Below are 21575 nucleotides of genomic sequence, written 5' to 3'. Positions count from 1 at the left end.
TACATAAGTATTGTTTGAAAATTATTGAATCATATAGTAATATAAAAAGCGACTAAAGTTAGAAAGAAAAAAATATGAACCAGCCACTTATTTCTGTTGTTATACCTAATTTTAACCGTGGGCACCTCATTGAAGAGGTCATTAAAAGTATTACCAGTCAAACTTATCACAATATCGAAATCATTGTCGTTGACGACCATTCAACAGATGGATCTATGAACACATTAGAAAGACTCAAAAGTCAACTTTCTAATCTAACCTATCTCCAACTTCCCAAAAATCAAGGCGCTAATGTCTGCCGTAATACGGGAGTTAAGTTGGCTAAGGGAAACTACATCGCTTTCCTAGATTCTGATGACTATTTCTTACCAACTAAGCTAGAAAAACAAATCCAAATCTTTAACCAATTTCCAGAAATTGGGTTTGTCGTAACTGGATTTGGAGCTAAGACATTCACCACCCTGGGCGAAGGTATTATTCCTATCAAAGATACCATTAAGCAAAATAATCTAGGTGGATTCTCTACCCTCATGGTAAAAAAAGATATTTTTCTTGCTGTTGGAGGATTAGATGAACAACTTTTAAGTTGTCAAGATTGGGACCTATTTTTAAAACTCTTGAACATCAGTCAGGGTTATAAAATAGCAGAGGATCTCGTCATCTATGAAACACAGGAAGATAGCATCTCTAGAAACAGTACCAAGGTTATCCAAGGCTATCAAATCGTGTCAAAACGTGCCAAAACCCTTAATCACCAGCTCAACCTCATCCCCCAAAAAGAGTTAGAGGCCTACCAAGACTATTACCTTGCCATGCGCTACTTTGGTCTAAAAGATATAAAACATACTCGAACATATCTCAAGCAGTCTATTAAACGATCTCCAAAACTTGTACCAATCATTTATTTTATTTTTGCTGTTTTTGGATACTCTTCCCTACACCAATTGATGAAATGTAAGACTATGTTACGAAATGTTAAAACCCTTGTTAAAAGAAGCTGATAACATCACTTCTTATCACAAAAGACAATCGTAAAAATCCCCTTTAAAAAGATACTACCTCTATACTATTTTAACAAAAAATAGTACAATGCAAACATATTTTATCCTGAAAGTCATGCCGTGAATACAAAATCTTTAAAATTAAATGGAATTATCTCTTTACTGAATAAACTAGTCTCCATTATTTGCAGTCTCATCCTTCCAAGACTTTATATTGAAGCCTTTGGCTCTGAAGTTAATGGGTTAATGTCTAGTATTACCCAATACCTGACCCTGATTAGCTTGCTGGACTTAGGAATGGGAGCAGTTGTGCAAGCCAGTATGTATAAGCCATTGCTAGAAGAAGATACTGAAACACTGTCAACCATTTACTATAAGTCACAACAATTTTTCAATAAAGTTGGACTAGCCCTTCTCTTTTACATCGGGATACTCTGCTTCATTCTCCCACGAACCTTATCAAGTCACTTCTCAAGCCAACAAATTATCGGCTTGATATTGGTTTTATCCTTATCTCAATTATTACAATTTTTTGTGGGAATTACTAGTCAAATCATATTAGGATCTGACCAAAAAGCCTACATCAAAGAGATTCTTCAGGGGTTAGCTAACATTGCCAATCTCCTTCTTTCTCTTGTCCTCATCAATGCTAATCAATCTATCTTTGGTGTACGACTCGGTTCAGCTTTAATCTTTGTTATCCCGCCGATTATTATCAGCTATTATGTGCATCGTCACTATCATATTTCTAAAAAACGAATTGATAAAAATTACAAAATTCAGCAACAATGGTATGGCATAGGACAACATATCGCCTATACCATACAAGAAAGCACAGATATTGTTATTCTATCGCTTTTTGCTAGCTTACAAGAAGTCTCTATCTACGCCATCTATAATACTGTATTTCAAGGGATTAAAACTTTTTTAAATGCAGCAACAAGTGGATTACGCCCCTTCTTAGGAAAAGCTTTACATATTGCAGATAAAAAAGAATTGGCAAGACAATTTAATAAGATTGAATGGTTAATTCATACTGGTTCAACCATTGTCCTAAGCACTACCTTTCAACTGATTACACCATTTGTCATCCTTTATACAAAGAACGTTAAGGATACTGACTATAACCAACCAATCTTTGGCTATATGATGACACTAGCATTATTTTTATATGCCCTTCGTCTTCCTTATCGAACCCTGATCTTTGCTTCAGGTGAATTTAAAGATACACAAATAGGAACTTATTTAGAAGCTTTATTGAATTTAATCATCTCTCTCTTACTAGTGTCTAACATGGGATTAGTCGGAGTAGCTATCGGAACTACTATTTCATTTCTTTATAGCTTGTGTTACTACATCTGGTATAGCTACAAGCATCTTTTACAAGCCAGCTATCAATTTGTCATAAAACAATTACTCATTGATATCAGTGTCTTTAGCTTTTCAAACCTTTTAGCCTTTCCTTTTCTACACCATATAACCTCTACCATATCATGGGTGGTATTTGCAATTATAAGCATTATGATCACAACTAGTATTAGTTGTTTGATAAATTACTATTACAATAAACAGCTATTCTTCATGATAGTTAAAAGAAAAAAACTCGGTGCTTAAAAAGCCGAGTTTTTATTTAACGTTTTTTATCATAAATCACTAATTTATCAGGATGAGATTGTTTATAAACGGCATACATTAACGTTAGATAGATAATAAAGGTATAATCATCATAGATACTGCCTGTTAAAAAATATTTGAGAAAAAAACTAGATGTCAAAAAAACGACAACTTTCTTCCCAGTTATATCAGTTTTAAAAAAGGTTTTCCCTATAAAGTAAAATAAGGCAAGAATAATTAAAGATCCCAATAGCCAACCAAAAGATAAAAATGTTTCTAAAAAAAGATTATGCACATAGACACCATCTGGCATGATTGTACGATCAAAAAACATGCCATTAAAATCTACACCCATGCCCTTCAGATAAGTCAGAGCAATTTTTATCATGTTATCTCTACCCGTACTCTGCGTCAACACTCCTGTTGCTGCACGGTTTAAGATATAGGAATTTGCGACATTAAGGCGCGTTAGAATCTGAAATAACACTATTACAAATAAAACTAATCCCAAACCTATACCAGTAACTGTAAACAGTGACCTCATTGAGATTGTAATGGGTTTTTGATTATCGAATCGTTGTAAAATATAAAACACCAGAATACTAATCACTAACCATATAAGAGGACCTCTGGCACCGTAGACAACACCTTCCACTAGCATCACTAATAAAACTCCCAGTTTTATTAGTGTAGGTTTCTTTAGGAAACTAAATGATGTCAGAATCCAAAACGGCAATAGATTATAAGAAAATGTCATATATCCTGTTGCATCTTTCAAAATAAACTTTACAAAAAAAGACCCAATGATCAAAAAGCTATTAATACTATCAATGATTTTATTGTCAAACAAGGGAGAAAAGTCAGAAATCCGTGACAAAATTAACATAGCATAAGGTAGATAGAAACTATAAATCATTACCATATCACTATCTAAGTATCTACCTTGAACAGATTGATGTGATGTTAAAAATAGAAAAACATAAACTAAGTAGACAAAAAATAAAGATGAGAGACGCTTCAAAGAAACTGGAAATCTCAAAAGAATAAAGAATGCTACTAAAGCAACTAAACCGTAGCCTAAAAATATGGTCTTTGAGGCAAAAAAATCTAAAGTCAGTAACCGTAATACTGCCGCTAGAATAACACTAAAAGGATAAATAGACAGACTTAAATAGAATAGCGCTACATCCCAGCTGTTTCGATTTCGATCATACATATCAACAGCTCCTATAACCTCTATTTATAAAATAGTTTCTGAAATGTTGATTCCCTATCACGGATTTCACCATTAAAGACATAACCTAAAACCTGTATGTCATAATCTACAATAAATTGATTACTCTCAATTAAATCGTCAGTTCTTGTATAATCTCTTTTTACTAACATGACAACATTTTTTATTTTAGTGGCCAAAATCTGTGCATCAGGAATGCCATTTAAGGAACTAGCATCAAAAATAATATAGTCAAACTGTTCCTCCAGTTTGATTAAAAGTTCATCCATTTTTTTCCCAGTCAATAAATCTGTGTTATGAGCTTGCTTTGGACCAGTCGTTAATACGTTCATTTTTTCATGAGACATGAGTGGTAGCTCTACGTCATCAAAACCTTCTAAATAGGTTGTCAAACCGTTATCATTAGGCAGGGATAAAATATGATGTAAACTTGGATTTCTAAAATTAGCATCCACCAGTAAAACCTTCTGACCATCACGCGCAAAACTCTTGGCTAAATAAGTTGCAAAAGTGGATTTTCCTGTTGCTGTTTCTGGAGAAGTAATAAGGAAAGATTTTGCCTGATGCTTTTTAAGTTGGAGTTTTAACTTAACTTTAATGCCCTCAATGTTATCCAAAATCGCCTTATCATAAATGACTTCTGGTTTGAATAATTTTTTACGTGTTTGCTTCCGCTTGGCTGACGAAGTTCGCTGTGTAAAAGTTCCTAGTTGAAGACTTCCTAACTCTAACCACTTAAAGCGTTCTAATAATCCTGTACCTCCAACTGTTGGAGTCAATAGCTCAAATAAGATGATGGCTAAAAAACTAACGACAAGACCCAAAGCTATTGAAAAGGCTAAATTTTTTAGCAAGTTAGGGGAACTTTTCTGATTTGCTACCTTAGCTGCTGAAATTACTCTTATTTTTAAGTTAGAAGCATAATAACTATCTAGCTTATCTTGAAAAATCTCAGCGACAGTATTTGCAATTTCCGCTGCCAAGGCTGGCGAGGAATCCTCTGCCTTAATGCCAAATGTTTGAGAATCAGCATCTGTGGTAACTGATATCTTACCTCTTAAATCTTGATTAGAATAGTCTGCCGATATTTTTTTATTAACCATGGTCAAAATATCATCTGATAGAATAATATTTTCATATGTCTTTATCAACTTGGCATTCGTATCTAACTGATTTAAGGTCAATTGTTGACTGGAAGCGGTTTTTGGACTCACAAGTAGCTCTGCAGTTGAACTATATAGTGGTTTCATCACAAAAAGACTCAACACTACTGCACTGACCATAAAAACCAGAATAGTTGAAATAATCCAACGAATCTTATTTTTTAATAACCTAAATATCGCTGGTAAACTTAATTCTTTATCCATTTTTGTTTCCTTTATCATTTCAATTTTTATAATTTTCATTGTACCATTATATTTGATAAAAACATACCCTACTGTCCTATTTCATAGTCACTTTATTGAGTTCCATTTTAGGTTTATGGTATAATGACCTAAACATGAGCATTTACTATTTCATCAAGGAGAAAAACGTGGCAAAAGTTTCCATTATCATCCCAGTTTATAATACTGAAGATTACCTAGCAGATTGTGTCAAGTCTTTACAGAAACAGTCCTTACAAGATATTGAAATCATACTTGTCAATGATGCCTCAACCGATCGTTCTTTGGAAATCATGACAGATTTTCAAAAGCAAGATCCCCGCATAAAGGTGATTTCTCTAAACAACAATCAAGGGGTAGGAGAAGCCAGAAATCAAGGGCTAAAAATCGCTAGCGGTGAGTTTATTGCCTTTGTTGATTCTGATGATTTTGTAAAAGTTGATATGTTTGAAAAACTTTATCAAAAAGCTTTGAAAGAGCAAGCTGACATTGTCCTTTGCGATACAGATAGTTACTCATCAAACGGTAAGAAGAAAACAGTTTGGTACAAACCGATTTATGGAAAACCTACCCTAAAAGATCTTTTCCATAACACACAGCCAAGCAGTCGTATTTTTTCAAAACAACTGATTGACCGCGTACAGTTTCACTTTCTACCCGGAATGGGAGAAGGGATTATTTTTGAATTGATGATAGCAGCAAAAATGATCACAACTGTACCTGAAAAACTCTATGTCTATCGGTCAAGAGACGGCTCTCTTAGTACCACACCAAATCCTCAAAAAAATAGAGAATCTCTCGAAAATAATCGCATCATGGGAGAGAGGAATCCTGAATTTAAAGATTATTTTACCTTTAAGATGATCGAAGATTTATTGCAGATGGTTGCAAATGCTGTAAAAATCAATGATTATACGACTTATAAGGTAGCCGTAAAAGAACTCAAGGAACTTAATTACCTTAAAAATCCTTTTATCCCTACTTTCTACAAAGATGAGTATGCTTTGCATCGTTATATTATTAAAGTCTATCTACTTCCTAGTAACTTCTTGTTAGCCCGCTTGATTTCAAAGCTAAATTAACTAGTTTATTATGGTACTAAAGAGCCTGGCTAGCCTAATAGGTTGCTAGGCTTTTTTATTCTTCCCTACTCATTGAAGCCGTTAGGATAGTTTTCTTGCCAACGCCAAGCATCTTGGCACATATCTACGATTGTAAACGTAGCCTCCCATCCTAACTTATCTTTTGCCTTTGTGGGATCAGCAAAACACGTCGCAATATCTCCTGGGCGACGTCCTTCAATTTGATAAGGAATAGCTCTGCCCACAACGTCAGACATTATGTTGATTAAATCTAAAACAGAATAGCCTTGACCTGTGCCAAGATTGTAAACTTCTAATCCTTCATTCTTCTCTAGGTGATCTAAGGCCGCAAGGTGACCTCTAGCTAAATCAACTACATGGATGTAATCTCGCACCCCTGTCCCATCTTTTGTAGGATAGTCCTGACCAAACACCTTAATAAAAGGAAGCTGACCAATAGCAACTTGCGTAATATATGGTAATAAATTATTCGGAACAGATTGAGGACTTTCTCCTAGCTCACCAGATGGATGCGCCCCTATCGGATTAAAATAGCGTAATAAAATAATATTCCAACTCTGATCCGATAGATAAACATCCTCTAAAATTCTTTCCGCCATTAGTTTTGTTTGTCCGTAAGGATTAGTTGCAGACACACTGGCATCTTCTTTAATAGGATTTGTTTTAGGGTGACCATAAACAGTGGCTGACGAACTAAAAATAAGATTTTTACACTCATGTTTTTTCATCACCTGTAGTAGAGCTAAGGTACCACTGATATTTGTCTCATAGTAATCTAGAGGGCGAACAACTGACTCGCCTACAGCCTTCAAAGCTGCAAAATGAATCACAGCATCTATTTTTTCTTTTTCAAAAATACTATCAAGAAAACGTCCATCACAGATATCTCCTTGATAAAAAGTCACCGCTTTTCCAGTCAACTTTTCCACATTTTTTAAACTCTGATCGCTAGAATTACTTAGGTTGTCAAGAACCACAACTTCATAACCTGATTCTAATAATTCTAAGCAGGTATGTGAGCCAATATAACCACTTCCACCTGTCACTAGTACTTTTCTCATATTTTCTCCATATCCTTCTACTTCTAACTAGCTCAAGCATCACTAGTCTCCTTCATTCTAACACCCTTATATTGACTTGTAAAGAAAATCACCCCTCTATATCATCATACACATAAAAACTTTCTTTCCTCCTTTAATTTTATTATCTAAATCTAAAACCTATTTTTGCACAATCACACTATCCTCGATTTCCAACTAATTGTGTCAAATCCTCCCCAAAATGAATAGAAATATAATGGTAACTCCGCTTCTCCTTAGGGATTTCATCATTTGTAAGAGTTGAAGACAAACTTTACAAACAGCACTTAAATTAAAGACCACTCGAAATTACTTTGTAAAACTTCAATAAGTAGAATAAAAAAATTCCAAGAAAAAGAACTTGGAATGATCTATTTAAATATTGCTGAGCTGACAAGACAGCCTACGGGTTAATTGCTACACCTGTTTTATTCAATTGGGTAACGTTTTTAAAGAAATGTTCTTGTCGCTTATTTACATTGAAACTATTACAAAGTTTTTGAAATTGAGACAGGGTCTGAATAATTTCTTGTGCCAAATCTACCCCCGCAACATTATCTTGACGAAGCAGATTATAAGCCCGACGCATATTAATATCTATCGCCTCTAAAAAATAGGTCCCTAATTGTGGAGTCACTTCCATCACTTCAATAATATCCTTCGCACATTCTTCTACTTCATCGTAGTAACCCCGTTTGGATAAATGTTCCAGGCTGGCTTTCAATACAAGAAAAAGATACTCAATCCCTTGGAAAAAGTGATTATACCCTCCATCTTCACCATTTTTCAAACCATTTATTAATTGTCTTAACTTAAAAAGAACAAATTCATCATTGAAATAAACTAGTAATTGAGCATAGACATTATACTCGATTTTTCCCCATACCTCCAATTCAATTAATTTGTCCTTTACAAATTCAATTTCATTCCAATCAGAATCCGTCAAGAAAGATTCACCCAACATATTCGCAGCTCCGACTTTTGTCACAACGCGGTGAGCAACAACCCAATAATATGGGATGTTTTCGTTAAGAGGTTGATTTACCAACTTAACTGATTGTGCATACTGTTCTTTATGAACGAGATTAATAACTTCTATTTGCCGTTTTGTAAATTCACTCGGAAAGAGTTCTTGATAAGTATTTCCCCATTCTTCTAAATTAACACCAATATTATTTAAAAGAGGGAAAAAATTATCAATTGACAAACTTGACTGCCCTTTTTCAAATCGACCTGAAAATTGTGGAGTCACTGTATCAGCTGCTGCTTCTTTTAAGGATAATCCACGTTTTTCTCGAAGATATTTAAAAACTTTTCCACTAATACCTTGTGTTTCTGTCATATAAAACTCCTTTTTCGTTATTCTCCTGTATCTATTATATTTCATATTTCTTAAATTGGAAAATTGCGAACCTATATGTTTACTTTTTTTCCTATTTAAATCGTTTTTAGAAAAAATGAACTTTTACGTTCGATTGGAAGTTTTTGATCTATTTTGTTTTATTATTAAATTAAGGATTTATATTTTGATAATCATAAATTCTTTAAATATAAATCGGAGGTACAATAAAATCATCTATTTGGTCCACCAATAAATAGGATAACCGTCTCTTTTTGATAATGTCAATTAGAATGACAAAAAGTAGTTACTAAGACTACTAACACATTTACATTATCTGTATCTCTAGACATATAATATAAAAAAAGTTGAAATCAGATTGTTTAAAATAAAACTAAGGACGGTTATAGTTCACTTGGTCTATAAAAAGACCATTGTCTATTCCTTTGGAAATTAAACAGGAGAATAATATGAAATCAAAGAAATTTTTATTTACAAGTGCAGCAACTCTCGCTCTTCTATCTAGCGGAATATCCGTTCCTACCTTTGCTGAAGAAGCAGCTACAAATACAACTAGCCCATCTACTACACAACCGAGTCAGGTAAAAAGCTCTATTTCAGTTTCATTAACTGAAACAACAACTGGCAATAAGATTCGTGTTACCGGTAGCGTCGATAGCCTTCCTACACCGGTTATCAACTTCGCTGCAGATATTATTGATGTCAATACAGGGAAAATTGCTGATACCCAGGGACCAGTCTTTCTTACTTTGAGAAACAATCAAACATCAAACCATGATGATCTTTATATCGGTAGTCTCCCAGATGGTACCTACAAAGTTGTCCTCTACAATGAATTTGATTGGGAATCAACAACTACTGACGGAGTGACTTACTGGTACACTGGAGAGTCTGCAACCTTCCAAGTCAAAAACGGACGCTACGCTGCGCCTGGGACTACACCAAGTTCTTCAACTACTGAAACGGAAACATCAACAGGTGCGCCAGCTTCTGAAACAGAAACATCAACAAGCGCATCAGCTTCTGAAACAGAAACATCAACAAGTGCGCCAGCTTCTGAAACAGAAACATCAACAAGTGCGTCAGCTTCTGAAACAGAAACATCAACAAGTACGTCAGCTTCTGAAACAGAAACATCAACAAGTACGTCAGCTTCTGAAACAGAAACGTCAACAAGCGCATCAGGTACAGATTCAAGCTCTACAACATCAACTTCGACTATTACTTGGGAAACAGTGGCTGGAAGTTGGAAAAATAATAACGGTCAAGTCCTAACAATTGATAAAAATGGGGCAATCACAGGTAGTATCGGAAATGGTCAACTTAGCCAATTTACAGCTATGAAAGATAAAACACGCGGTGGTTTCAACGCTAATGTCACTACATCTGCAGTGGGACACTACGGATTAGCCTATATGCCTATTGGCGCTAAGGCATCAGACCAAGATGCTTCAGATAAAACGAAAGAGCGAATTTTAATTGGTCAGAGCGACAACTCCGGTAACCTAAATGATTATTTCTATCGTGTAGAAACGTCAACAACACAATCAACACCGTCTGAAAATAAAAATACGACTACATCAAGTAACAGTGGCACTAAATCAAGTACCTCTACTTCAAAAGTAAATAAATCCAATAATACAACTCAATCATCTAGTAAGTTAAAAGCAGTTGAAGCAGAGAAAAATCTTCCTAACAAAATTGCTAAAGAAATTTCAAAACGACTTCCAAATACTGGAGAATCAACGAATCTAGTTTATCTCGTTATTGGTCTTATTTTATTGGTTGGAGCTGCTATTCTTACTAAAGTAAAATCACTTAAAAAATAATAACTACTCTAGCAACATTTGTAAATCTTGTAAAATAGTGACTATCGGAAAATATGTAAGCTTATATCCCGAGTTCTAATCGTGTTTTTATACTTATGCCTATTGTATATTTTAGTGGGGTCGTCAGTAGATTAGTTTCACTTTAAATTACTAGAATCATCAACTTGTCAACCACAACGACCTCTCTAGTGTTAATTTGATGGATATTTAGTTATAATTCCCACTTTCTAAAATCGAAATTTTCTTCATGCGTACGGCGTGCCCTCTATGTGCTATGTCATTGTCCTTATCAGCTTTTTTTGATATAATATCATTGTGTTAATTAATTTAAAAATTTTAAAAAAATAACCAAGGAGTCTCACATGAAAAAAGTCAGAAAAGCCGTTATCCCAGCTGCAGGTTTGGGGACGCGTTTCCTTCCTGCTACAAAGGCACTTGCTAAAGAAATGCTTCCGATTGTTGATAAACCAACTATCCAGTTTATCGTAGAAGAAGCTCTCAAATCAGGAATTGAAGACATCTTGGTTGTCACAGGAAAATCAAAACGTTCTATCGAAGACCATTTTGACTCAAACTTTGAGCTTGAATACAACCTAAAAGAAAAAGGAAAGCACGATCTTTTAAGATTAGTTGACGAAACAACTGGTATCCGTCTTCACTTTATCCGTCAAAGTCATCCTCGCGGTCTTGGAGATGCCGTTCTTCAAGCCAAAGCCTTCGTTGGAAATGAGCCATTTGTCGTGATGCTGGGTGATGACCTGATGGATATCACAGACGATAAGGCGACACCTCTAACCCAACAACTCATTGATGACTACGAAACTACCCATGCTTCAACCATTGCCGTAATGGAAGTTCCACATGAAGAAGTTTCTGCCTATGGGGTAATTGCTCCTCAGGGTGAGGGGGTCAATGGTCTTTACAGCGTTGAAACCTTTGTTGAAAAACCAGCGCCAGAAGAGGCACCAAGCGACCTTGCTATCATTGGACGCTACCTCCTCACACCTGAAATCTTTGATATCTTAGAAAATCAAGAACCAGGTGCTGGAAATGAGATTCAACTCACTGATGCCATCGATACCCTTAACAAAACTCAGCGTGTCTTTGCGCGTAATTTCACAGGAAATCGCTATGATGTTGGTGATAAATTTGGCTTCATGAAAACATCTATTGATTACGCCCTCAAGCACCCTCAAGTCAAAGATGACTTAAAACAATACATCATTGATCTTGGCAAACAACTTGATGGACAACAGACTTCAAAAACAGAAGAATAAAAATACGTTTGAGCTTTATCTTAGCTCAAACGTATTTTTTATTTGACTAGATTTATCCCCACAAGGAAAGACCAATCATCCCCAAACTTAAACCTATAAACACTAGACTGGCTGTGACACGTTGCTCTTTTTTAAACGCAAAAGGATCTACTTGAGTTTTCAACATAACACTCAAAAGCAAACCACCTACTGCACCACCTAGATGCCCAGCTAAACTCGTATCTGGAGAAAACAAACTAAAGACCATATTGATGACAATTAATGTAAAATAACTTCTTCCAATCTGATTTAAATAATGGTTTTTAGATTGATAACCCAAAAAAGCAACTGCTGCAAAAAGGCCAAATAAGGAGGTTGATGCTCCTGCTGCAACAACATTTGGCGTCAAAAATAGTGTAAAGACATTCCCCATCACACCCGACAATACATACAACAACAAATAATTTTTAGAACCAAAAATATCCTCAACCATTCGTCCCATAAAATAAAGCGACAACATATTAAGAAGAAAATGCTGCCAACCAATATGGACAAATATCGGACTTACCAAACGCCAAAGCTGTGTAGGATCATACTTGACATAAGCTCCCAGCATCCCTCCGACATTAAAAATCGTTTGAGCACTTGTTGCCTGCCCAAAATAAACCAACTGAGTTAACAAAAAGACAACTGTCGTTAACCCTAACAATAAGCTCGTCACGGGATAATTTCTATCAAAAATCTGTTTCATCACGCATCACCTCTCTAACTGCCACATCATATTCTTTCTCCTCAAAGTTGCAAATTTGAAACGGATAAATCAAGCTTACTGTCATCCCTTGATAATCTGCGAGATAACGATCATAGTATCCGCCCCCAAAGCCAATTCGAAAGCCATCTTCATTAAAGACCAGCCCAGGTACATGAATAAGATCAATCGCAGACTTGTCCACAGGCTTTCCATTTGGAATCTCCCTTAAACCAAAATGGGTCTCAACTAGCTGATTAGGTTCATAAACAACAAAGTCCATTTTTCCCTTTGGATAGGTTTTAGGGATAAGGATTTTCTTTTTATCCTTTTGCATTTGATTGATAAGAAGGCTAGTATCATACTCAAATGGAAAAGATAGGAAGGTAGCAATTGTCTGAGCATTTTTATAAAACTCACTTTGGCAAAGTTGCTCCAGTAAGCGCTGATCGGCTTGCGCTTTTTGGATAGGATCTTGAGATTTCAAAAGAGATAGGATCTCTTGTCGCAGTTGTTTTTTTAACATGTTACTATCATACACTATTCTTCTATTTTTTTGAAAAAAAGAGTAAGAAAATAGACACTTTTCTTACCTCTTATTGATTTATAAAACACGTGATTTCAAAAATTGGCTGATTTCTCTGACGGCAAAAGGCAGAGCAGCTTCATCTGGACTCATCTTAGGATGGTGAAGGGCATAAGGGGTATCAATTCCTAACCAGAACATCACTCCAGGGATTTTATTTAAGAGATAGCCAAAATCCTCACCTGTCATTGCGGGCAAACAATCAATAAGGTTGACACCCTCTTGCTCCTCAAAAAACGCCATTAAATTTTTGGCTAAGTCTGGATTATTCTCAACAGGCAGATAGCCTCCTTGAATTAACTCTATCTCAACATCCATATCAAAGCTAGCAGCGACACCTTCTGCAATGGTTTTAACCCGCTTTTGAATATGAAGGCTCATCTCTTGCGTCAAGGTCCTGATCGTTCCATGTAAAAAAGCTGTTTCTGCAATAACATTATTGGTTGTCCCTGCATGTAGGGAGCCAAAAGTGACCACTCCTCCTTTTATAGGATTAACATTACGACTGACCACAGATTGAACTTGTGTCACAAAATAAGCTGCTGCCACAAGAGCATCATTAGCCTCATGGGGAAAGGCCGCATGACCTCCTTTTCCTTTAAAGGTTATTTTAACCTCACAAGTCCCTGCAAAAAGTGTTCCAGTATTCGTAGCAATATCGCCAACCTTTAAATCGGGACGAACATGAAGCCCATAAAACTCATCTGGTAACCAATCACCAAAGGCCCCATCTTCATACATTAGCATACCTCCCGCAAAATTTTCTTCGGCAGGTTGAAATAAAAATAACACATTATCTTTAGGGCGAACTTCTAAAAGAGCTTCCAAAAGCCCTAATGCCACTGTCATGTGACAATCATGCCCACAGGCATGCATACGCCCTTCATGTTGACTAGAAAATGCCAATCCTGTCTGTTCCACAATCGGAAGACCATCAATATCTGTACGCCAACCAACTGTTTTTTCTGGATTGGAACCCTCTAGGTAAACCAAAATCCCTGTACGCCAAGTTTTTTGTTGGACAAAGTCATACCCTGCTGTTAGCTGAGCAATTTTTTCTAGCAAGTAGGCTTGTGTCTTAAACTCTTCAAGGCCAATTTCTGGAATTTGGTGTAAGTCACGTCTGGTTTGGATTAAATCAAGCATAATATCCTCACAATAAATATAAAAAGCTGGAACAAAGTGCCTAGCTTCTTATATCTTTATCTTTCATACAGATCAACCTAATAAAGCATTAAGTTGAAAACTTGTCTTATCTTAAAGGGTACGAAGGGCATCCTCAAGGGCTGTTTTTTGTTGTGTTTTTTCATCAATTTCCTTGATCACACGTGCAGGAACACCAGCTACCACAACGTTTTCAGGAACATCTTGTGTCACAATAGCTCCTGCCGCAACAACTGAACCATTACCAATTTGTACCCCTTCAATCACAACAGCATTGGCACCGATTAAAACATTATCCCCCACACGAACAGGATCGGCAGAAGCAGGCTCAATGACACCTGCAAGAACAGCACCAGCACCAACGTGGCTATTTTTTCCAACAATGGCACGACCACCAAGGATAGCCCCCATATCAATCATCGTTCCTGCACCGATTTCAGCACCGATATTAATCACAGCCCCCATCATAATCACCGCATTATCACCAATCTCAACTTGATCACGGATAATAGCACCTGGCTCAATACGCGCATTGATGGCACGTTTATCTAATAAAGGTACGGCAGAATTGCGAGCATCTTGTTCGACCACATAGTCCTTGTTCTCAACTAAGTTAACTAGCAAAGGTTGGATATCTTTCCAATCTCCAAATAAAACATTACCTAATTTGGTCACATTTTCTGGAGTAGCTCCAGCTAAGTCACCTTCAAAAGTCACTTTAACACTGGTTTTTTTCTCTGCTTGAGCGATAAATTGAATAATTTCTTGTGCTGACATTTTTGTTGCTGTCATAAGGTTCTCCTCTACTTCAAAATCTTATGTTCTATTATAACAGAATTTTCAGATTTTTCATGCCATTTCACTTATTTTTATGGTTTTTATGATTTTAAAATCCCCAGATTCGCCTTCATGGTTAAAATTCTAGTCACTGCCTCATCAATTCGATCTTCACTGAGATTGCCTTGTCTCACTTGTTCAACCAAGTAAGGAATCTGACTGGCGTAATGCGAACTTAATATCATGTCTGCACCTGCTGCAATCGCTAGATAGGCGGCATCTTCTTGTGTGGTAAAATTTTCTAAACCATCCATATCAAAATCATCCGTCATGGCAACACCTTGAAAGGACAGATCTTGTCTTAGGGTTTGATAAATGGTCGGCGAAAGCGAAGCTGGCAAACCATCTATCTGAGTCATAATATTGTGTGACACTAAGATACTATCAGCACCTGCTTTTATCCCAGCCTCAAAGGGCTTAAAGTCTTGAGCTTTTAGCTGATCCAAACTGCGATTATCATAAATCAAGTCCAAGTGGGAATCACCATTATCCCCATAACCTGGGAAATGTTTGAGAGTAGAAGCTGAGTGCTTCTCCTTCAAGACTCTGACACTTTCTGCAACATAGTCAGAAGTTGCCTGAATATCTTTTCCTATCGTCCGAGAATAGATAAAGCTGTCTGCACTACTCGCATAATCTGCAACAGGAAATAGCCCAGCCTTGATCCCTAGCTGATTGAGCTGATCAGCTTTATTTGCCGTATCTTCTTTAATCGCCTCTAATCCACCTGCTTGATAAAGGTCAAAAGCAGAGCTAAAAGATTGCTCTAATAGAGCGCTAAGACGACTAACCTGGCCACCTTCCTCATCCGATGCGATCAATAAAGGAACCTGACTCGCAGCTTGATAGGAAGAGAGCTTGGCTTTCAAACTTTCAAGGCTTTGTCCTTCCATATCTCGTGCAAACAACAAATAACCTCCAGGATGGTAGGTCTTAATGTCCTCAATCTGATTGTCTATAGGAACTCTAGCTAAAAAGAGTTGCCCGACCTTCTCTTCCAAAGTCATCTTAGAGACTTGCTCTTGCACCCGTGGCGTTGAGACATCAACAGGAAGGGTTCTTAATTGGGGTTGATTAAAAAAATAGACTCCGATAATGGCTAGCCCTACTAAAATAATTAAAGATGAGAATAGCCATATTAAACGTTTATATATCATAAATATATTATAACGTAAAGACTAAAAAAAGAAAATGCACGCCATACGCATGAAGAAAATGCTATCGCTAACTTATAGTCATTTTCTAGTGCTTTAACAAAAATAGGACTAAAATATCTGATTAAGACAGATATTTTTAGTCCTATTGATCTTATTTTTACTGATTCAAAGCAATTTTTGCTGTCTGTGTTCCCCAGAAGCCTGTTTGTACCTGTAATACTAATTCAGGATCATTAGCAGCAGCCTCAGTAAGATCAAAAACAACTTTACCAGTCACTGTACTACCTGGGTTGAGTTCAGAGTAAAAGAAGTTAGCAGATGAGTCTTGATTCGCATAAACACCTGCTGCAGAATCAGACTCATATTCTGTTTCTCCTTTGTATAATTTGAAGAAGTCATCCGAAATCGTCAAAGCTTTTTTACCATTATTTTTAACGGTAACATCTACTACAAGAAAAATATCATTTGCCGTTGCACCAAATTCGCCACCGACGTTTGTGGTTAATTCTTTGCCATTAACGGTGTATTCAACACTTTTAACCGTCACCACTTCTCCAACTTTGTAAGTTTTTTCTTTTTTCTTGTTTTTCTTTGCCAATTGAATCACTTTTTGACTCTCAGCCTTCACCTCAGTTGTCGTAGAAAGCGTTAGAGTTGACAAAACAAAGCTTGACAATACCAATAATCCTAATCCTTTACTTTTCATCTTCATTCCTCCGATTAAACTTAATGGTCTTTTTATAGCGGCTGTATATATTTATATTATCAATATTATTTTAATTTTTCAAGAGAAGTTATTAAAAAGAATCGACAAAAATGAGTCGATTCTTTTTTGATTATAAACGAGCGTTAAGCTCTGCGGATAGGTCTTCAAAACCTGGTTTACCAAGAAGGGCAAACATGTTTTTCTTGTACGCTTCAACTCCTGGTTGATCAAATGGGTTAACAGCATTGAGGTAACCAGAAAGTGCGATAGCAATTTCAAAGAAGTAAATGATATAACCAAGTGTAAACTCATCTTGCTCTGGAAGCGTGATGTACATGTTTGGCACATCGCCATCAGTATGGGCAAGAAGTACACCATCTGTTGCTTTTTTGTTAACAAAGTCAACATCTTTACCTTGAAGGTAACCAAGGCCATCTAAGTCTTCAGCCAATTCTGGAATGATGACATTTTTACGTGGTTTTTCAACACGAATAGCTGTTTCAAAGAGAATACGTGCTCCTTCTTGGATGTATTGACCAAGAGAGTGTAAATCAGCTGAGAAGTTAGCTGATGATGGGTAAATCCCTTTTTGATCCTTACCTTCTGACTCACCTGCTAATTGTTTCCACCACTCTGAGAAGTATTGAAGTGATGGCTCATAGTTCACCAAAATCTCAGTTGAGTAACCTTTACGGTACAAGACGTTACGAACAGCGGCATATTGGTAAGCTTCGTTTTCTGATAACTTATCTGATGAGTAAGCCTTACGAGCTGCTGCTGCACCTTCCATAAGTGCTGTGATATCTGCACCAGATGCTGCAATTGGAAGCAAGCCAACAGCTGTTAACACTGAGAAACGGCCACCGATATCATCTGGTACAACGAACGTTTCCCAACCATTCGCATCTGCTTCAACCTTAACCGCACCTTTTTGGCGGTCAGTTGTCGCATAAATACGTTTGTTTGCTTCTTCTTGTCCGTATTTTTTCACTAAAAGCTCTTTGAATACACGGAAAGCAATGGCAGGCTCAGTTGTTGTTCCTGACTTAGAAATCACGTTCACAGAGAACTCTTTATCAGCTACATAGTCCACAAGGTCTGCTAAGTAGCTTGATGAAATTGAGTTTCCTGCATAAAGGATTTGTGGAGCTTTACGATCTTCTGCCGATAGTAAGTTAACAAAGTTGTTGCTCAAAAAGTCAATCGCTGCACGCGCACCAAGGTAAGAACCACCAATACCGATCACCACAAGGACTTCACTGGTTTCTTGGATTTTCTTAGCTGCAGCTTGAATACGAGCAAACTCTTCTTTGTCATAGTTTTCTGGAAGGTCCATCCAACCAAGGAAGTCTGATCCTGGTCCTGTTCCTTCACGCAAGAGTTTATCTGCTTCTGTCACTTGACCTTGCAAGTAATCAATTTCGTGTTGGCCTGCAAATTTTTCCAACACTTTTGAATAATCAAATTTAATATGTGTCATTTTGTCTTTTCTTCCTCCATAAATTAGGGTCCTTACTATCTTACCCCTTTACGTTTAATTTTTCAATGATTTTTGCTGATTTTTAACAAAAAAAGCAAACGATTGCGTAATTTTGCCAGACCTAAACTATTCATAATCGTAAAAGAAGCGTTTAACAGGAGAATAGCTGACTTTTGACATGGAAATATTCGCATAATAATCCTCTAAAGTTTCTCCTTTTGATAGCACACTGATACGCTGGGGGAAAAGTTTAGCTAAAAGACCTAAGCTGATAAGGGTTGGGTACCAAATTGCCATCACCTCAAAAATAAACTTATTATTATTGCCACGACCAATATAGCGCTTTTTATACTCTTTTCTCAATCGATAATGAGGAATAACAATATGAAAATCACTTTCTCCTAGCGCCAACAAGGCAAACAAAATGGGAAATAGAAAATTTAAGGCAGCTAAGACAACCTTACCATCTTGATGATAAGAAAGAGCCCTTTGAACATAAATAGCTTTGTAATCCTTTGACTTTAAAGGGCGTTTGATAGATTTTCGTTCTTCTTTATTTAAGTGGCTAACCCCACTATTGTCATATTTGATTTCTGATAATTCTAAATCTATGACCTCTTGGCGATGGGTAGCCAGTGTGGTCTTTCCTGTTCCTGGAAAAGCAAATAAAATCATGATTTTTTTCACTCCTATTCTCTCTACTAGTATAAGAATCCTGACTTAATTAGACCTTAATCATAGGGTATTTTGGCCTATTCTAGCAAACAAAAAAAGCTGATTTTCAAAAAATCAGTCTAAAGATGGAGATTATGGACTCAGAAAATCTCTTGACACCTCCTAGTGACAATATGAGACAAAAAAAGAGCACACACTTGATGTCGCTTAGGGCTGCTGGATTCCTCCCCTGACCCACTTCACGCACAAATGTTGCTCCAGATAATATTATAGCATAAAAGAAATTTTTAGCAAGTTTAAACTGCAGGCTTTTTCTTAGCTTCTTTTTGTTTCTTACGACGTTGCTTAAAAAATTCTTGCATGATACTTGCACAGCTTTCTTCCAAAATACCAACTTCAACTGAGACCCTATGATTGAGGCGCTCATCTGTTAAGATATCATAAAGGCTTCCTGCACCGCCAAATTTTTGATTTTTCGCCCCATAAATTACTTGAGGTATTCGCGCTAAGCCAATAGCACCGCTACACATGACACAGGGTTCGATTGTGACAAATAAGGTACAATCTAGTAAGCGCCAACTTTCTAGGAACTGATTAGCTTGGTTAATGGCCATGACTTCCGCGTGCATCACAGCTAGGTTAAGTTCTTCTCTAGCATTATGCCCCCGACCAATAATTTTTTTGTCCTTTACAATCACACAGCCTATCGGAATCTCATCTTTTTCTAACGATTTTTCAGCTTCAGCTAGCGCTTGAGACATAAAATAGGCTTTCTCTTCTTCAGTAAATACTATCATAGCGCCCCTAAATCCCAAGAACGATGTGGACTTGCTAAATCAACAGGGATAGCACCACTATAAGAAGCCGCTTGCTGACGTAAAACTTCTAAGTAGCCGGCTTCTTGAATCCCTTCTGCTGGGAATTGTGGTAAATGGGTTAAAACTAACTTTTTAACCTTAGCTTCCCTGGCAATCAGACCGGCTTCCTTACTACTAAGATGAGCAAAATGGTTTTCTGTTCCCTCAAAGAAATAGACATCCGCTAAAAATAAATCCGCCTCTTTAGTGAAGTCTGCTAAGTCCTCAAAATAACCTGTATCACCTGTAAAGACCAAAACTTGCCCAGTCTCACGTTCAACAATACGCATGGCATAACAAACCACAGGATGAACAGTCTTGATAAAGGTAATATCAAAAGGTCCAATTTGTTCCACACCATTGACATTATAAGAACGAGCCTCTGTTACCCCATCTAAATGAAGTTTGGCGAACTCCTCCTGATCTTCATTGTGACCATAAGTTGGTAAAACTTTTGGTGTCCACAAGTGTTTGGGATAAAGTTGACGATAATGACGCAACACTCCTAAATCAGCGATATGATCAGGATGATAGTGACTAATAATGACAGCATCTAAGGCTAAAGGGCTAATTTCTTTTTCTAATTCATTTAAAGCACGACTGCCTGCATCAATTAAAAGTTGAAAACCATCTTGTCCTGTTAGCAAAAAACTTGTTGTTCCAGCATCTTTGTAGGGATAGCCTCCCCAACAACCTAATGTCGTTAATTTCATAGTCTTACCTTCTTTACTTTAGATAAGACTATTATATCAAAATTTCAAGCCATAGCAGACAGACTTATGCTCGAAAATCTGATAGACGATAGGCTAAAATGGTTGCTATCAGTGCTTTCACAGTGTCTCCAGGTATAAAAACAAGATTAGAAACCAGGGACTGACTAAGCGCCATCTCTGTCACTTGAGATAACCAGACCGCACCAAGTAGATCTACAAACAAAACTCCTGCTAGCCACATCATCCCAAATAATCCTAAAAAGCTCTGCTTTTTCAAGAAGGATGACAAATATCCAAATAATAAAGGGACTAACAACCAAGCCAAAACATAACCTCCTGTGGGTCCCATAAGGGTTGGAATAGACGTTGCTTTTCCGGAAAAAACTGGAAAAATTAGGCCCAAAAGAAAAAATAATAGCATGGAAAGACTACCGTTTTTGGATCCTAAAAACAGGCTTACTAGCATGACCCCAAGATTTTGCAGGGTTAGAGGGACAGCAATAAAAGGAAGAGGAATAGCTGGAATAAATCCTAATACCACTAATAAGCTCGTCATTAACGCAATTTGTGATAATTCTTTTGTTTTCATCTGTAACTCCTAAATATTATAAATAGCAAGGACTGCTAAAGTTCAAGCCATCGCATTAAAATGATTATCCGCAAGTGTAGCGTTACAATAGATGTGAGACTTCTAGAAGTCAAAAAAGAAGATTCCCTGATATGATAAGAGTACCACCACTCATCAAAAAAGGAATCTTCTCATGACTAGTATATCACAAAATCTTCGCTAT

General features: G+C 36.7%; 20 protein-coding genes and 1 other RNA gene. 5 read left to right on the top strand and 16 right to left on the bottom strand.

Annotated features, from left to right (window positions below):
* The first annotated feature begins 74 nt into the window (after positions 1 to 74).
* Together ACVRWY_RS01735 and ACVRWY_RS01730 are read left to right on the top strand one after the other, a co-directional pair.
* Positions 75 to 1001 carry a glycosyltransferase family 2 protein gene (locus ACVRWY_RS01735; RefSeq protein ID WP_354367756.1) on the top strand — a complete coding sequence of 309 codons (927 nt, stop codon included), beginning with the start codon at positions 75 to 77 and terminating at the stop codon, positions 999 to 1001.
* 120 nt (positions 1002 to 1121) lie between these two features.
* Complete coding sequence (locus ACVRWY_RS01730; RefSeq protein ID WP_447455778.1) at positions 1122 to 2615, top strand: lipopolysaccharide biosynthesis protein; 1494 nt, start codon at positions 1122 to 1124, stop codon at positions 2613 to 2615.
* Positions 2616 to 2631: 16 nt separating this feature from the next.
* On the opposite strand, the gene ACVRWY_RS01725 is transcribed toward ACVRWY_RS01730, so the two are convergent.
* Both ACVRWY_RS01725 and ACVRWY_RS01720 read right to left on the bottom strand, forming a co-directional pair.
* A complete protein-coding gene (locus ACVRWY_RS01725; protein ID WP_354367760.1) occupies positions 2632 to 3831 on the bottom strand; it encodes a hypothetical protein in 1200 nt (399 codons plus the stop codon).
* Between the two features lie 20 nt (positions 3832 to 3851).
* Positions 3852 to 5216, bottom strand: coding sequence for a tyrosine-protein kinase domain-containing protein (locus ACVRWY_RS01720; protein WP_354367762.1), 1365 nt, complete (start codon positions 5214 to 5216; stop codon positions 3852 to 3854).
* A 167-nt stretch (positions 5217 to 5383) separates the two neighbouring features.
* On the opposite strand from ACVRWY_RS01720, the gene ACVRWY_RS01715 reads away from it, so the two are divergent.
* Complete coding sequence (locus ACVRWY_RS01715; RefSeq protein WP_354367764.1) at positions 5384 to 6316, top strand: glycosyltransferase family 2 protein; 933 nt, start codon at positions 5384 to 5386, stop codon at positions 6314 to 6316.
* 65 nt (positions 6317 to 6381) lie between these two features.
* On the opposite strand, the gene galE is transcribed toward ACVRWY_RS01715, so the two are convergent.
* Both galE and ACVRWY_RS01705 read right to left on the bottom strand, forming a co-directional pair.
* Positions 6382 to 7398 (bottom strand): UDP-glucose 4-epimerase GalE, encoded by a 1017-nt coding sequence (gene galE / locus ACVRWY_RS01710; protein ID WP_354367766.1) that lies wholly within the window; start codon positions 7396 to 7398, stop codon positions 6382 to 6384.
* A 421-nt stretch (positions 7399 to 7819) separates the two neighbouring features.
* A complete protein-coding gene (locus tag ACVRWY_RS01705) occupies positions 7820 to 8758 on the bottom strand; it encodes a helix-turn-helix domain-containing protein (protein ID WP_354367768.1) in 939 nt (312 codons plus the stop codon).
* 467 nt (positions 8759 to 9225) lie between these two features.
* Here ACVRWY_RS01705 and ACVRWY_RS01700 point away from each other — a divergent pair, with 467 nt between their 5' ends.
* A complete protein-coding gene (locus ACVRWY_RS01700; protein ID WP_354367770.1) occupies positions 9226 to 10605 on the top strand; it encodes a DUF6287 domain-containing protein in 1380 nt (459 codons plus the stop codon).
* A 362-nt stretch (positions 10606 to 10967) separates the two neighbouring features.
* Positions 10968 to 11882 carry a UTP--glucose-1-phosphate uridylyltransferase GalU gene (galU, locus tag ACVRWY_RS01695; protein WP_354367772.1) on the top strand — a complete coding sequence of 305 codons (915 nt, stop codon included), beginning with the start codon at positions 10968 to 10970 and terminating at the stop codon, positions 11880 to 11882.
* A gap of 52 nt (positions 11883 to 11934) precedes the next feature.
* On the opposite strand, the gene ACVRWY_RS01690 is transcribed toward galU, so the two are convergent.
* The 12 genes from ACVRWY_RS01690 to ACVRWY_RS01635 form a co-directional block, all read right to left on the bottom strand.
* On the bottom strand, positions 11935 to 12612 hold the full coding sequence (locus tag ACVRWY_RS01690; protein ID WP_427895618.1) for a rhomboid family intramembrane serine protease: 678 nt from the start codon (positions 12610 to 12612) through the stop codon (positions 11935 to 11937).
* On the bottom strand, positions 12596 to 13135 hold the full coding sequence (locus ACVRWY_RS01685) for a 5-formyltetrahydrofolate cyclo-ligase (protein ID WP_354367776.1): 540 nt from the start codon (positions 13133 to 13135) through the stop codon (positions 12596 to 12598). The genes ACVRWY_RS01690 and ACVRWY_RS01685 overlap by 17 nt, the downstream gene beginning before the upstream one ends.
* Positions 13136 to 13213: 78 nt before the next feature.
* Positions 13214 to 14344 carry an N-acetyldiaminopimelate deacetylase gene (locus tag ACVRWY_RS01680; protein ID WP_354367804.1) on the bottom strand — a complete coding sequence of 377 codons (1131 nt, stop codon included), beginning with the start codon at positions 14342 to 14344 and terminating at the stop codon, positions 13214 to 13216.
* A 108-nt stretch (positions 14345 to 14452) separates the two neighbouring features.
* Complete coding sequence (gene dapD, locus ACVRWY_RS01675; RefSeq protein WP_354367778.1) at positions 14453 to 15151, bottom strand: 2,3,4,5-tetrahydropyridine-2,6-dicarboxylate N-acetyltransferase; 699 nt, start codon at positions 15149 to 15151, stop codon at positions 14453 to 14455.
* An 86-nt stretch (positions 15152 to 15237) separates the two neighbouring features.
* On the bottom strand, positions 15238 to 16353 hold the full coding sequence (locus ACVRWY_RS01670) for a glycoside hydrolase family 3 N-terminal domain-containing protein (protein WP_354367780.1): 1116 nt from the start codon (positions 16351 to 16353) through the stop codon (positions 15238 to 15240).
* Positions 16354 to 16510: 157 nt separating this feature from the next.
* The gene (locus ACVRWY_RS01665) at positions 16511 to 17059 is read right to left on the bottom strand and encodes a DUF4352 domain-containing protein (protein WP_354367782.1); all 549 of its coding nucleotides are present in this window, start codon (positions 17057 to 17059) and stop codon (positions 16511 to 16513) included.
* Positions 17060 to 17189: 130 nt separating this feature from the next.
* On the bottom strand, positions 17190 to 18539 hold the full coding sequence (locus ACVRWY_RS01660; protein ID WP_354367784.1) for a glucose-6-phosphate isomerase: 1350 nt from the start codon (positions 18537 to 18539) through the stop codon (positions 17190 to 17192).
* Positions 18540 to 18665: 126 nt separating this feature from the next.
* Positions 18666 to 19214 carry a hypothetical protein gene (locus ACVRWY_RS01655; RefSeq protein WP_354367786.1) on the bottom strand — a complete coding sequence of 183 codons (549 nt, stop codon included), beginning with the start codon at positions 19212 to 19214 and terminating at the stop codon, positions 18666 to 18668.
* A gap of 178 nt (positions 19215 to 19392) precedes the next feature.
* An RNA gene (gene ffs / locus ACVRWY_RS01650) (signal recognition particle sRNA small type) lies at positions 19393 to 19478 on the bottom strand.
* 32 nt (positions 19479 to 19510) lie between these two features.
* Entirely contained in the window at positions 19511 to 20011 is a 501-nt protein-coding gene (gene tadA / locus ACVRWY_RS01645; protein WP_354367788.1) for a tRNA adenosine(34) deaminase TadA, read from the bottom strand.
* Positions 20008 to 20784, bottom strand: a complete 777-nt coding sequence (locus ACVRWY_RS01640; protein ID WP_354367790.1) for an MBL fold metallo-hydrolase — start codon at positions 20782 to 20784, stop codon at positions 20008 to 20010. The genes tadA and ACVRWY_RS01640 overlap by 4 nt, the downstream gene beginning before the upstream one ends.
* 64 nt (positions 20785 to 20848) lie before the next feature.
* Positions 20849 to 21373: a biotin transporter BioY gene (locus tag ACVRWY_RS01635; RefSeq protein WP_354367792.1), complete on the bottom strand. Its 525-nt coding sequence runs from the start codon at positions 21371 to 21373 to the stop codon at positions 20849 to 20851.
* Positions 21374 to 21575 lie beyond the last annotated feature (202 nt).

The organism is Streptococcus porcorum (assembly GCF_053203725.1).
Note: the sequence above shows the minus strand (reverse complement) of the source record. Positions and strands in the feature narration are given on the sequence as shown.